This is a genomic window from Acinetobacter sp. ABJ_C1_1, from assembly GCF_044684115.1.
Lineage (GTDB): Bacteria > Pseudomonadota > Gammaproteobacteria > Pseudomonadales > Moraxellaceae > Acinetobacter > Acinetobacter nosocomialis_A.
In genome coordinates this window covers 147,109-162,449 of record NZ_JBITPU010000008.1, presented here as the reverse complement: position 1 = coordinate 162,449, position 15,341 = coordinate 147,109, and the positions used below count along the sequence as shown (strand labels likewise).

Sequence of the window (15,341 nt, the reverse complement as noted above, 5' to 3'; positions counted from 1 at the left end):
ACACAACACATTACTAAAAAATATAATTAATCTTATTTAAAAACTCATTAAAAAATAATTAAATAATCAATAAAAACAATAATTTAATTACTTTAAATTAATTAAGTTTTACTAAAAAATTACAAGTTTTAAAATTAAGTTATTCAATAATTAATATTGAATTTAAATGTTTAATACGAACTATTTTGTATGATAAATTAATTTCAAGAATTACCCATAAAAATGGAAATTCTATACATTACAAACAACTTACCAACTATAAGAATATTAAACACTACAAGGATTTTTAAAATATGAAGAGAAATTATTATATTTTAGGTACTCTTTTATGTGGTATGAGCTTAGCAACACATGCTGACTCACTACGAATAAGTGCCACGGAGTTTGCAAAAGATCCAGCCAAAGTAAGCGCATTACAAAAGGGTTTGGAAAAAATGCGAGCAAATAATAATGCTCCCCTTTTATCAGCGGAGTTTCGTACAAGCTTTAATTACTGGGCCAATACCCATGGCTATTTTGGTACAGGTACACATGCAACAGACAAAGATTATTATGTTAATCAATACCGTATGCCGCAGTGTTTAGAGATATATAGTAAAGCAGTATGTGATAGTTACTATAAGCATATTCAAAATTCACCAGTCCCAAATGATGGCTTTACCGATGAAGTTTGGGGTACATGCCAACATGGCAATCTAAATTTCTTACCTTGGCACCGTATGATGCTTTATTTTTATGAGCGAACAGTACGTAAATATGTTGGGCAAGATTACTCTCTTCCTTATTGGGACTATTACCAAGAAAAAGCTGCTAATGGTAAAGGCTTAGCACTCCCTCAATTGGTCCGTGGTAAACAGGCTGGTACTTTATATGACCAATTCCGTACACCGGGTTTAAATTCAAATATCAGCGCCATCGATCCAGATAATGCCAGCGCTGCTCAAGCATTTAAATGGGATAACTTCACAGACTTCTCTAACCAATTACAGTCTCAACCCCATGGGGTCATGCACTGTGCAGTCGGTAAAAACTGTGTGCTACCAGATATGGGATTTGTACCTATTGCAGGCTTAGACCCCGTATTTTATATGCACCATGCAAATATCGACCGCTTATGGCAATGCTGGCTAAATAAAAAAGCAAATGGGCAACCGATTACGCTTGAATGGGCTAAGAAAAACTTAGGTATGCCAGATAGTTGGTATGACACTCGATATACCTTTGCAGATGAAAACGGCAACAAAGTTACCATGACCATTGCTGATGTATTTACCCCCGGTAAAATCCCAGTGCGATACACCAATGAAAATGCTTGTAAAGTTGAAGCTACTGTCATGAGTAGTAAAGGTGCTGAAAAAGCAAACCTGTTTAAAATGAATCATAAACCAGTCAGCAGTAATAAAAGCATTAAGCTTATGGGTGTAACTCAAAAAGTAGCCTTAGCCCCTCAAACTGCAAGTTTCCTAGAGAACTCAAGTCAACTTACTCAAACAAAGCTCTCATCAGGACAAACCTATTTGATCTTAGATAATGTCCAAATGATTGGTAATCCAAATCTAACTTATAAGATTTATCTATCTCCAAAAAATAAACCTGACCAAAAAATTTATGTTGCCACAATTAACTACTTCGGTGTGTTAGACCATGACCACGGCGGACATCCGGGTCATATTGGTCAATTGGTCTATCAAGTTAGTGATCAAGTTAAGCAATTAGGCATGGCTGCTGAGGACTTAGAAGTTCAGTTTGTTGCTACTGATTTAACACTTGATCAAGTGAAGGAAAAAGTAAGCTCTCAAGGCTTGAGTATTTCTCAAGTTCGCTTAGAAACTACAAAATAATAATTAAGGAGAGGCCTGATTTTTCAGGCCTATATTCATTATGAAAATAACTCATTTAATATTATGCACGCCTCTAACTTTGGTTTCCGGATATGCGTCGGCGAATGATTCTTCTGAACGCGTACTAGAAGACCCACCCCATATGAATGTTACGCGTAAACACGTCGCTTTATTCGCCGTACCCAACCCAACGACTGCATCAACAAATGCACCGCAAATGCAATCTTCAAATGAAGCCTTATTTACTTGGGAACTTAAAAAAACTAAAAATAAACTCTGGAACCCAGCCACAAAAAGTTATGACACAGTCATTTTACGAAGTTACCAAGGCACAGATACGCAGCCCAATACGCCGTATATTGCACCGACCATTGAAGTCTTTCCCGGTGAAACCGTACGGGCAAATTTAGATAATCAACTTGATATAGACCCAATTACTCACCAGAAACCCGCTAAGGACTTAAGCTGTACCAGTGATCATACTGATGTGAATAAACCACATTGTTTTGATGGTACGAACATGCACACTCATGGTTTATGGATTAATCCAGCGGGAAATAGTGATAACGTTTTAGTTTCGATTAATCCGGGCGTTAATTTCCAATATGAATACAACATACCGCCTGACCATCCGGCCGGAACGTTTTGGTATCATCCGCATCGACATGGTTCAACCGCAATTCAAGTCGCGAGTGGTATGGCCGGTGCTTTAGTTATACGTGGGTATCGTCAGCCTACCCCAAATAAGACAGGTGATTTAGATTTACTCACCTATGGCTTTAAAGAAAGAACGCTGGTTTTCCAACAAATTCAATATGCTTGTTATGATGCTAACGGAAACATCGAAACTGATAGCAATGGCAGCTATATTTGCCCAAACAATCAAATTGGTGAAATTAGAGATTATCAGGGCTTTGGCCCCGGTGAATGGGGAAAATCAGGGCGCTATACGAGCATTAATGGTGAAGTTCAACCTTTCATTACCCAAGCTGTAGCTGGGCAAGTCGAACGTTGGAGAATAGTCCATGCAGGTATACGCGACAGTATTAACCTGAGTATTCGCCAAATGCAAAATATTCCTTCCCGACTCGATTTAACACCAACGGGGGAAAAGAAATTATTAAGCGAAAGCTGTACAGGACCAATTGTAAGTCAGCATCTTATTGCAGCAGATGGCTTAACCCTTAAACAGGTTATGGACAAAACAGTCACCGTTTTTCAACCGGGTTACCGTTATGATGCATTAATGCAATTCCCGCAAGAAGGCCGTTATTGCTTAATTGATGAAGCAGCTTCCGCTTCTGCTAACGTGGACCGTGCATTTTCAGAGAGACATTTACTGGGCATTATTCAAGTCGATAAAGCCACTTCAGCACCTCAGTCTTTAACAATGGCGTTAAGCAATAATGCAAAACAAAATATTGCGCCAGATATGCTTCCCGCGGTACTTCAAGATTTACAACAAAATCTAAAATTTAGTCATTTTGTTCCTCATCAGGACTTACTAGCTACACCGTATAAACAATTTTTAGAATTTAATATTGATACAAATGCTGATCCAGTTCAGTTTCAGGTCAATGGAAAACCGTATCAACCAGACCGAATTGACCGTACACTCGAGTTAGGTAAAACCGATGAATGGATACTTACCTCTAAATTGGCCAGCCATCCTTTCCACATTCACGTAAATCCTTTTCAGGTCGTAGCCGTGTATGACCCTAATGGAAAAGATGTCAGTGATATCAACGCCGTTGATGACTACGACAAATCGACTACACCTGATCCACAATACCGTGGTCTCAAAGGTACATGGAAAGACACCATTTGGGTTAAAAATGTAAAAGGAGCCAGTTATAAAGTCGTTGTCAGAACCAAGTACGAACGCTACATCGGTGACTTTGTATTGCACTGTCATATTTTAGATCATGAAGATCAAGGCATGATGCAAAATATTCGGATTAGCCTTCCAGATGGAAATGGTGGCATCTCACAAGGACATCATTAATCCTAAGATTTTATCTTTAGACCTAATGAAAAGGCCGCTTCGCGCGGTCTTAGCTTTATCAGTTTTATGTAGAGCTCTTATTTTCTTGATAATTGATATGTTTTAAAAATAAATCGACAGCATATTCAACCCAAACACTAATTTGTTGGTCTGATATTAAATATTCAGGATGAGTTAAACATTTTAGATGAGCATCACTTCTTAACAGTGATAAAAAGATATTCGCTGCAACTTCCGAAGAAGAGGTTAATTTAATTTCTCCTTGTTGCACAAATTTATCAAGATAACCCGCAATCATATTTGCCAGCCGTTGTGGCCCCACTTCAAAGAACTTTTCAGATAACTCAGGAAACCTTACTGCTTCTGCAATACAAACCCTAAAAAATGCCAAACCTGAATGCGACAAAATAAAACACAGATAGGTTTTCCCAATTTCAGTTAAAGCTGAACGTAAATTTTTAGCTTTTGTCTCGACCGACATAATTTGTTTTTGCATGTTGGAACATTGACGTTCAATAACCGCAGCAAACATTGCTTCTTTATTTTTAAAACAACCGTACATGGTGGCTTTTGAAACACCTGCTTCTTTTTGAATCATATCCGTTGTTGTGCCACTAAAACCGTGGATCAGAAAAAACTTTGTTGCTGCATCCAGAATTTTTTGATCTTTCTCATTGGCTTTAATGCAATCTGACATACGAACCTACAAACATATTTAGCAATTTCATGATTAGTGTAACTCATCGAAAAGTTCAAAATCGAGAATTGACGTAAATTTAATAAGATAGTAGAGTACCGATCGGTACAGTTGAGCTCAATAACTGCTCTATGCAACGAGTTCATTTTAAAATTTAAGGTAAAAGATGAATATACGACCACTCATCGGTTTGGCGGGTGCAATATTTGCAGCAATGACCGTCGAATTTAATAACCGAATTACCAGCATCACCTTGGTCGATATTCGCGGTGCAATGGGCATTAGTGTCGACGCCGGTTATTGGGTCAGCAGCATTTATGCTAGTACCATGATTATTGGAATGATTCTGTCTACCAGTTGGGCCGTTATTTTTTCCATGCGTAGAGTACTTCTTTTTGCCATCGGACTTTGCCTCGTCTCTAGCGTTTTAATTCCTTTTAGTCCCAACATTGAAATATTTTATTTATTACGCGGCTTACAAGGTCTCGCCAATGGTTTAACCATTCCTTTACTCATGGCCTGTGCACTTAGATTTCTAGGCCCAGAAATCCGTTTATGGGGTTTGGCCTGCTATGCACTAACAGCAACGTTCTTTCCCAACTTAAGTGCTGCACTCTCTGCTTTTTATTTAGATGTGATTGGTTGGAAAATGATATTTTTCCAGACCATTCCTTTTTGTGCATTAAGTGCTGCGCTGGTTTACTTTGGTATTCCTCAAGATCCACCAAATTATTCAAGAATAAAAACTTACGATTGGACTGGCGCAATTCTAGCCATTATTGGCTTGGGAAGCTTAAGTACCATGCTTTTACATGGCAATCATTTAGACTGGTTCCATTCAAAATTGATTTGTGTTTTGGCTTTAATCAGTGCCATTACCCTACCTTTATTTTTAATACATGAATGGCGCTATCCAACGCCATTAATTAAACCGCAAATGCTCGAAATACGAAACTTTGCTTACGCTGTTATTGCCCTGTTTTGCTTTGTAATTATTGGCATGTCAACCAGTACATTACCACTCAATTACTTAAGCGCTGTACATGGTTATAAGCCAACTCAAACCATGTGGATTGGTTTACAAATAGCGGCTCTGCAATTTATCTATATTCCAATTGTCATTAAGGTTTTAAACCAAGCTTGGGTCGACAGCCGTTATGTACATGGGTTTGGTTTACTTCTGGTGATGGCTGGCTGCTTAGGTGCAAGCCAACTCGATACCACTTGGAACCAAGACCAATTCTATTTTTGGCATGCCATTTCATGTTTAGGCCAAACCTGTGTGGTGCTGTCATTGCTCATGATGGGTACAAACAGTGTCCATCCTACTATGGGAATTTACGCCTCACCAATGATTAATACTCCGCGTGCTATTAGCGGTGTACTGGGTGTGTGCATATTGGATTGGGTCAATCGAGTACGTGGTGAATACCATTCAACACGTCTTATTGAAAATACTGCCCAACATGTTTTTCAAAATATTCAAGGCCCTGTGATTAACCCACTTACCCCGCCTGTGCTTACCGCAAATGGTACCGAGCGTGTTTCAGGCGGTTTATCTGCCTTAAATTCTGCTATTCAGGCACAACAATCTGTGCTGGTCATTAGTGACCAATATCTGATTTTAGCTGGTCTTACCGCAATTTTATTTATCGTTATGCTGATTTTACCCGTTAGAACTTATCCACCACGCATTGCTCTCATTAAGTTAATGAATAGTCATAACTCAGGAAAATCTTTATGAGTACTCTCGAAGCCCAAGATCACTCCACGACCGAGTCACCCAAGTTAACAAAAGTGCAATATCTTAAAAAACACTGGGTTATGGTTATTGCATTTATTATCGTTCTAGTTTCCATTTTATGGATTTTAAAACTCATATTTTTACCGTCTTCAGTAGTTAAAACTGACGATGCACGGGTGGATGTCGAGTACTCAACCATTGCCCCTAAAGTGTCGGGCAATATCGAAGAAATTTATATTAAAGACCACCAGACTGTAAAAAAAGGCCAGCTTTTGGCGCGTATTGACCCACGCGATTATCAAGCCGCTTTGGCTGAAGCAGAATCTAATTATGCCAAAGCGCAAGCCGACCTAAATGAAGCAATGCTAGCGGTAGAAAGACAACCCACTGTTATTCGAGAAACTGAAGCACAGCTTAGAAAAGTTGAAGCCGGAATTAAACTTACCAAAGATAATACCGCGCGTTATGAGCAGTTACAGGCACTCGGTGCAGAGTCTAGATTGATTACGCAGCAGTCAAAAACTACGTTAACCGAGCAATATGCGGACTTAGACAGCAGTAAAGAAAAAGTCACTGATGCGCAGTATCAGCTCAACCAATATAAAATTCAGGTTCAAGCTAAACAAGCTGCTTTGAAACAAGCCCAAGCGGCACTTGATAAAGCAAAACTGAATCTGAGCTATACAGAAGTTCGAGCGCCTATTGATGGCATGATTGGGCAAAAGTCTGCAAATGTAGGCAACTTTATTGGCGCAGGTAATCCACTCATGGTGGTTGTACCTTTAGATCAGGTTTATGTAGAAGCAAACTTCCGTGAAATTGAGTTAAAACAAATAAAAATTGGACAGCCTGTCACTGTGTATGTCGATGCTTATAATGTTGAGTTAAAAGGTGTAGTAGATAGTTTCTCTCCTTCTACTGGCGCATTTTTCTCGCCAATTTCAGCAACGAATGCGACAGGTAACTTTACCAAGATCGTTCAGCGTCTACCTTTAAGAATCAAGCTCATTGAAAATCAACCGGATATTAAGTTGTTGCGCCCTGGTCTATCTGTTGTAGTTTCTGTAGATACGACTAAAAAGTAAATTTGAGATTGTGGCGTAATTAAAAAAGAGACCTTAAATGGTCTCTTTTTAGTTTCTACATGTTAGATCACAACTATTTAATGAATAAATGCATTTGAAGCCATTAAATCCTCTAATGTATAGTGTTTACCAGTAAATAGAATTAATTCTTGTGAATGATAGGTGGATTGATTAGAGCCATCTCTATCTACCGATACAATTACTCCAGCCTGCGTATCTTTTACCGTTATAAACTCTTGAAGGTTTCCATTGTTATTTATAAGCAATTGTGACAAATCAAGTTTATCATTCTCTGCAAGATTAAAATCCGTCCACTCCCCATTACTATTACCACCTAAATTATCACTGTTATCAAGAACTTTGAAAATTAAAGTGTCTGCGCCTGCATTTAAAGTATATGAATATGTTTGGTTGGCTGTAGTTATATCAATTACATCATTACCAACCGTACCCACTACTGTTTTAGCAATATGTTGTTCTATTTGCACTTTACCCCAAGTAGTTCCATCGTCAAATACAATCGATGATAATTGCCCTTCTCCAAAATGAATGGTGGCAGTTGAATCATTAAATGAAATAATTCTGTCGGTACTGGCTTGCTTTAATATAATTTCATCAGGTGAAACTGATTTGAGGTAAAGTGTATTTTGTTCATTTATATTATCTAGGATATGAACATAACTATTTGAACCTAGTAATTTCTTATCCACAATATATGTGTCATTACCAGCTTCACCAATTAATCCAGTATATACATTCGGAGATTTACCACCATAAATCAGCGTATCATTACCAGAACCACCGTATAAATGATCAGAACCTGTATTCGATATTAATGTGTCGTCTCCACTACCACCATACAAGTAGTCATCTTGGATTCCGCCCTGAATCGTATCATTACCATCTAGACCATAAATTACAGAATAATTAGCATCTGCCTGTAAATGATCTTCTCCGTTGGTTCCTAATAATTTACTGGCGATATTGGCTTCAATTTGCACTTTATCCCAAGTAGTTCCATCATCAAATACAATCGATGATAATTGCCCTTCTCCAAAATGAATGGTGGCAGTTGAATCATTAAATGAAATAATTCTGTCGGTACTGGCTTGCTTTAATATAATTTCACCAGGTGAAACTGATTTGAGGTAAAGTGTATTTTGTTCATTTATATTATCTAGGATATGAACATAACTATTTGAACCTAGTAATTTCTTATCCACAATATATGTGTCATTACCGGCTTCGCCAATTAATCCAGTATATACATTCGGAGATTTACCGCCATAAATCAACGTGTCATTACCAGAACCACCGTATAAATGATCAGAACCTGTATTCGATATTAATGTGTCGTCTCCACTACCACCATACAAGTAGTCATCTTGAATTCCGCCCTGAATCGTATCATTACCATCTAGACCATAAATTACAGAATAATTAGCATCTGCCTGTAAATGATCTTCTCCGTTGGTTCCTAATAATTTACCAACGATATTGGCTTCAATTTGCACTTTATCCCAAGTAGTTCCATCATCAAATACAATCGATGATAATTGCCCTTCTCCAAAATGAATGGTGGCAGTTGAATCACTAAATGAAATAATTCTATCGGTACTGGCTTGCTTTAATATAATTTCATCGGGTGAAACTGATTTGAGGTAAAGTGTATTTTGTTCATTTATATTATCTAGGATATGAACATAACTATTTGAACCTAGTAATTTCTTATCCACAATATATGTGTCATTTCCAGCTTCGCCAATTAATCCAGTATATACATTCGGAGAGTTACCGCCATAAATCAGCGTGTCATTACCAGAACCACCGTATAAATGATCAGAACCTATATTCGATATTAATGTGTCGTTTCCATCACCACCATATAGGTAGTCATCTCCAGTAGACCCTTTAATCAGTTGGATAACTACTGGATTTATGGGCTTGTAAGTTCCTGATCCAATAGCGATTACTGTTGTAAATGGATACGAACTATTACCAGCCAGATCAGTAGCAATTACCCTATATTCTGCATTTAACCAATCAAATTTTCCTTCAATACTTACCGGAATCCAAGTACCATTAACATTTTGTTCGACGGTATAACTATCACTTGGTGCATTAAAAACAACTTTACCTGTCTCATTATCATAACTAAATAAATTAGAAAGAACTGGTGCTGTTGTATCAGGTGCAATTACTAATTTTTCTGAACTCACATTACCTTTAGCATCTATAGCAGTTACTTTTAAAAGCTCTCCGTCCCGATAAGCTGTCTTTAAAATTATAATATAAGCACCTAATCCATTGGCTAAACTCGTTCCCACAATGTCACCTGTAGCATTTTTAACTATTACAGTTGCATTCGGTTCAGTTTGGCCCTCTACTAAATTACCAGTAATGATTGGTGTATCGAGTGTTGGGGCTGTTGTATCCAACGCAATAATATTCTTTGGTGGAGTCACATTTCCTGTTTGATCAGAAGCTATTACGTTAAAACTTTCACCATTTGTATACGTTTTATCTAAACTAATAGAATAATTTCCTTCTGCATCAGCAGTGGTTACTCCAACAGTTTTTTTATCATAGTGATCTATTTCTAAAGTATTTACTATTATATCTTGAGTTATATTTACATTTACAGAACTAGACATTGAACTCGAATAATATAATGTCAAAGAATATGGTCCTGTTGTAAATTCAATGTCGTGCGCTAAATCGATATTGTAACTACCATTACCAGGTTGAGAAATGTGGCCAAACATACTTGTATTTAAGCCATTACCAGAAAGAATTGAGCGATAGCCTATAGAATTGTGATCAGTTGACCAATTTAGATTTAAAGAAACATGTACATTTGTGCCTGTAATGTCGAAGTAATATGTCTTCGATAAATCTGTTGCTTGTACTGTCTCATTCAAAACAGACTGTGTTTCTAAAACTGTTGCTGCTTTATATACCGCTGTAACGTATTCTACAGTAACCTTTGCACCTGCCTCGGTTACGCCTGTAACCACGTTACCTGAAGCGTCCATGCTTGCAGTTAAATTTGAAGGTGCAGTTGTATCAGGAACAATAAGTATTGTAGGTTCTGTAGTGTTACCTGCTTTGTCCGATGCAGTTGCACTTAAGCTTTCACCATTTAAATAAGCTTGATCTAAAGTAACCAAGTATTTACCTGTGGCATCTGCTACAGCGCTACCAACCACTTTTCCTGCTATGTCTTTTACTGTAACGCTAGCATTCGCTTCGGTTGTACCCGTAATGACTTTACCCGTAGTATCAATTGCTACAGTTAAACTTGATGGGGCTGTCGTATCAGGAGCAATAATTATTGTAGGTTCTGTAGTGTTACCTACTTTGTCCGATGCAGTTGCACTTAAGCTTTCACCATTTAAATAAGCTTGATCTAAAGTAATCAAGTATTTACCTGTGGCATCTGCTACAGCGCTACCAACCACTTTTCCTGCTATGTCTTTTACTGTAACGCTAGCATTCGCTTCGGTTGTACCCGTAATGACTTTACCCGTAGTATCAATTACTACAGTTAAACTTGATGGGGCTGTCGTATCAGGAGCAATAAGTATTGTAGGTTCTGTAGTGTTACCTGCTTTGTCCGATGCAGTTACACTTAAGCTTTCACCATTTAAATAAGCTTGATCTAAAGTAATCAAGTATTTACCTGTGGCATCTGCTACAGCGCTACCAACCACTTTTCCTGCTATATCTTTTACTGTAACGTTAGCATTCGCTTCGGTTGTACCCGTAATAACCTTACCCGTAGTATCAATTACTACAGTCAAACTTGATGGGACTGTCGTATCAGGAGCAATAAAATCTTGTTTAACAGTACCGTTACCTGCAGCATCTTGAGCAGAAATTTTTAGTACTTCACCATTCGTATAGGCTTTATCTAAATTAATTGAAAAAGTGCCATCTGTACCAGCTTTTGCGGAACCAATCACTTGCCCACTTGTATTTTCAACTATAACCGTTGCTCCTGATTCGGTTAGACCAGTTACAGTTTTACCATCATGAGATAATAGGTGAGTTAAACTTGATGGGGGAGTATGATCAGCAGATGCTGGACTATCACCACTACTACCTCCACCTGATGCTGCAACAGCAATACCACCAAGAGCGATTGCTGCACCACCCCATAACATTCCTTGCGAATGTAATACGCTCTTTTCTTTTAAAATGTCTCCTTTATCAACTTCCTTATCAACTTCAGAATTATTTTCTACTTGTTGAGTAGAAACTTGTTCTACCCCTGGAATATTTGAAGTAACACTATATGAGTCAGCTTGAATAATTTCGCCATTTTTAAGAGTTATTTCAACACCATTGCCTATATCTTTAACGCTTTTAACTGAGTTAGCGTCTAAAGTTATTTTTTGACCATTTTTAATAAAAGTAAATATATTTTGCATTTTTCTAAAGACCTCTTATAGCGCAAAAAATTTACCACAAAAAATAATAAAATATATAAAAATTCATAATATTAATTTTATTAATTGATATAATTTTCCTATTAATCCCATGAAGCACAAGTATTGCAACTTAATTATAATTTTCATTAACGTTTTCGTCATAAAAACAAAGCCACTCTTTAAAGTGGCTGTGATTATCCTAAAAACTATATCGACCTAATAAGTTGATTCGAGATAACTTTCCTTCTAAATCTGAAAAAGTTTCTCTCTTACCGTAGGTGTACTCAACACCAAGATCGACTTTCTCTACAGGCGTCCAAAATAAATTGACGCTTGCATTGATTAGCCTTTTATTTTGATCAGGGTTATTTTCTGAAAAATTTGAATCTTTATAGACAAGACTACCAGCAGACAAAGAAGAGCGTAAATTTTCATTCCATTTACGCATATACCCTAACTCGACAGAATCAAATTCACTTAAATACATTTGATTTTGATCAAAGTAGAACGCATCATTATCTTTTGAATACAGCATGTAACGGTTATCACCTGCTATATGGTAGTAATTGAAGACAATCGCATCATTTTCAGAAAGCTTATACTTCGTGCCTAATCCAGCTCCCCAAGCAAGTTTAGTTTGCTCCTCATTCGCATTATAAATTGCTCGATTTTCATGTAGCATGCCGTGCAATTGAACCAATAAATTTGGATTCTTAAATTCATATCGCATGGTTAATGCAGGAAGACGGCTTCCACCTTCTACATTTTTATTTTCAACATCACCGCCTTCCAAAGCGACTAGTAACTTTTGTTTGGCATCAACAACGTGTTGGTAACGGATTTGAATATTACGCTGAGTTCCCGTACCCATCGCACCTGTAAAATCAATCAAACTTGGCGCTGTATCACTATTCACAAAAGGTGAAGTCGTCTGACCAATCAACCAATTTCCTAGTGAAATATAAGCGTGTCTAACCCGAACCGAATCATTACCATTATCTCCACCACTTCCCATGAAATCGGCTTCTAACTTTCCAACTAAATCTCCTTTCGAGGTCGGCTTGACGATATCCACTCCTACACGTGAAGTCGCAGCAGAAACATTTAATGATTTACTTGTTGAATTTGAATTGTTTAATGGTATTGAACCTGTCTTATTCGCAATTGAACGGGTTGAACCTTCAAAATCATATGCAGCATCAACACGAATATTTCCATAAAATTTAATTTTAGTCTGATCAGTCGAAACAGGCTTTTCGATGTTTGATGTTTTGTTTTGAATCAAATCAGGTGCTTTCTTCAATCCATTATTTTTATTTAAATTTTGCTGCTCCATCAGATAATCTATTTGCTGTTGTAATTTAATTATTTTTTCATTTAGCGCTGAGTTATCTTCGCTTTCAGCTTTGGCTTGCTACAAAGTCATACTCATTAATAGCGATAAATAAATAATCCCTTTATGTTTCATGTCCTTTTCCTTTAGACGAAATCACATAGACCGAATTGAAATTTCCTATTTTTCAATCAGTAAAATAATGATTATTGAATTAACTTTAGATAGGCTAACGAAGCTCACTCATTGACTTCGCTAGTTCCCGTCGAACTTGAATACTTTTGAATGACCTTATTCCGGTAATTCACATCCCTTTTGTTTTAAGCTGTTAATCACCCAGCTACGGTCATTTTCACCTACGGCGATTTGCTCTAATTGCTTTTGTTCAGCGGCATGTTTGGCGCTTGCTTTCAGATAAACTTCTTCTACTTCCGCATATGGCACGCTTAAAAGCCCATCTTCATCCCCTAAAATCAAGTCTCCCGGTTCAATTACCATTCCATTGATTGCGATAGGGACATTAATTTCCCCCGGTCCGTCTTTATAAGGTCCTCGATGTGAAACTCCTGCCGCAAAAAGTGGAAAATCTCCCTCTCCAATTACAACCGAATCACGAATAGCACCATTAATAACAATGCCGGCTATACCTTTCTTAATGGCATAAGCAACCATCATCTCTCCAATTAATGCATTGGTTAGATCGCCACCCGCATCAACCACAATAACATCTCCCGCTTCGGCAATATCAATAGCGTAGTGCAACATCAAGTTGTCACCCGGACGCGCCTTAACTGTAATGGCTGGTCCACAAAGATATCCCTTTTTATGCATTGGTCTTAATTGAGCCCCACCTGAAGTCATTCGATTCATTGAGTCACTGACATTAGCGACTGGTAGATCTCGATATTGTTCAATCCATTTCTGCTCAAGTTTTCTGTCGTTTTTTAGCACTCTAAAACCAATTGCCATAATTTTTCCCTTACATCAGTTTTCTTGTGCAAATTAATATGACAGCATTTTTTTGAAATGTCATTTCATTTTTAATTTAAATTTAATTAAAATTTACTCAATTTTTAAAATTATTTTTTCTATTGACTAATTTTTTGAAATGTCGTTTTAATAATATAAACCACTAAGGACGTATTTTGTTCAAAATACTTAAATGGAGTGCAAGCCAAAAATGAAACGTAAAGTTCTTATCACGGGACCAACATTAACTTCAGATGCGTTACTGTATGCTCAATCCCATGATATTCAGTTGATTCCAACTGAACCCTACATGGCAAAAGATGAAATGGAAAAACTCATCCATGATGAACAACCTGATGCAATCATTGTTCGAACAGGCAAACTTTCTAGGGATATGATTTTTGCTTCTGATAATTTAAAAGTGATTGCAAAACATGGCGTTGGGTTTGACACAATCGACACTCAGGCTGCTGCTGAAAGAAAAATTCCTGTCACTATTGCTGTAGGTGCAAATGCACAATCTGTTGCCGAACACGCTTTTGCCCTTATGTTTAATGTTGCTCGACAAGTCACATGGTTAGACCAACGGATCCGAGAAGGTCACTGGGATAAAGCAAGTGCAAATGGTGTGGAGCTATATGGCAAAACGCTGGGATTAATTGGTTTAGGGGCAATCGGCAGCATACTCATGAAGTTAGTCGCTCCCTTAAATATGAAAGTAAAAGTATACGATCCGTTTCTACAAAATTTGCCAGAGCTAGATTATGTAGAACAAGAGCAAGACTTTGAAAAACTTTTAGAAAACAGTGACATTATTAGCTTACATTGCCCACTTACAGCAGAGAATAGACACTTATTTTCTTACCCTCAATTTGAAAAGATGAAACGCTCAAGCATCTTAATCAATACAGCACGTGGTGAATTAATTGATCAGGCTGCATTAGTTGATGCACTTAAAAATAATAAAATTGCTGGTGCAGGTCTGGACACTTTTCCTTCAGAACCGCCAGAAAAAGATAATCCATTATGGGAATTACCTAACTTAGTTGTTACTCCTCACATAGGAGCAAACACAACAGATTCACGTAATCGTGTCGGTCTATTAGCACTCGAACAAATCGTGAGTATTTGGAATGGTCAACTACTAAACCCACGAGCTATCGCTAACTGGAAGTTACTCAATAGTTAATCATGGAACTCAATTGTTTCTAAGCTTTTAGATGCAAGAACAATT

8 protein-coding genes and 1 pseudogene are annotated in these 15,341 nt (G+C 37.4%); 5 read left to right on the top strand and 4 right to left on the bottom strand.

The window, feature by feature from the left end:
- Positions 1-293 precede the first annotated feature (293 nt).
- Together ACG59Z_RS11530 and ACG59Z_RS11525 are read left to right on the top strand one after the other, a co-directional pair.
- Positions 294-1,841, top strand: a complete 1,548-nt coding sequence (locus ACG59Z_RS11530; protein WP_400199456.1) for a tyrosinase family protein — start codon at positions 294-296, stop codon at positions 1,839-1,841.
- 40 nt (positions 1,842-1,881) lie between these two features.
- Positions 1,882-3,846 (top strand): multicopper oxidase family protein, encoded by a 1,965-nt coding sequence (locus ACG59Z_RS11525; protein ID WP_400199454.1) that lies wholly within the window; start codon positions 1,882-1,884, stop codon positions 3,844-3,846.
- Between the two features lie 64 nt (positions 3,847-3,910).
- Here ACG59Z_RS11525 and ACG59Z_RS11520 read toward each other — a convergent pair whose 3' ends face one another.
- Positions 3,911-4,543 (bottom strand): TetR/AcrR family transcriptional regulator, encoded by a 633-nt coding sequence (locus ACG59Z_RS11520; RefSeq protein ID WP_400199452.1) that lies wholly within the window; start codon positions 4,541-4,543, stop codon positions 3,911-3,913.
- Positions 4,544-4,709: 166 nt separating this feature from the next.
- Between ACG59Z_RS11520 and ACG59Z_RS11515 the strand changes: the two genes are divergently transcribed.
- Entirely contained in the window at positions 4,710-6,287 is a 1,578-nt protein-coding gene (locus ACG59Z_RS11515; protein ID WP_400199451.1) for an MFS transporter, read from the top strand.
- Entirely contained in the window at positions 6,284-7,372 is a 1,089-nt protein-coding gene (locus ACG59Z_RS11510) for an HlyD family secretion protein (RefSeq protein ID WP_400199449.1), read from the top strand. Before ACG59Z_RS11515 ends, ACG59Z_RS11510 begins: the two co-directional genes overlap by 4 nt.
- A gap of 77 nt (positions 7,373-7,449) precedes the next feature.
- Here the strand turns inward: ACG59Z_RS11510 and ACG59Z_RS11505 are convergent, their stop codons facing one another.
- From ACG59Z_RS11505 to ACG59Z_RS11495, 3 genes and pseudogenes are all read right to left on the bottom strand, one after another.
- A complete protein-coding gene (locus ACG59Z_RS11505) occupies positions 7,450-11,805 on the bottom strand; it encodes an Ig-like domain-containing protein (protein WP_400199447.1) in 4,356 nt (1,451 codons plus the stop codon).
- Positions 11,806-12,004: 199 nt separating this feature from the next.
- Positions 12,005-13,273, bottom strand: a pseudogene (locus ACG59Z_RS11500) (DcaP family trimeric outer membrane transporter).
- A 156-nt stretch (positions 13,274-13,429) separates the two neighbouring features.
- Positions 13,430-14,107, bottom strand: a complete 678-nt coding sequence (locus ACG59Z_RS11495) for an RraA family protein (protein WP_400199445.1) — start codon at positions 14,105-14,107, stop codon at positions 13,430-13,432.
- Positions 14,108-14,300: 193 nt separating this feature from the next.
- On the opposite strand from ACG59Z_RS11495, the gene ACG59Z_RS11490 reads away from it, so the two are divergent.
- Complete coding sequence (locus ACG59Z_RS11490; protein WP_396522936.1) at positions 14,301-15,296, top strand: hydroxyacid dehydrogenase; 996 nt, start codon at positions 14,301-14,303, stop codon at positions 15,294-15,296.
- The last annotated feature ends 45 nt before the right edge of the window (positions 15,297-15,341 follow it).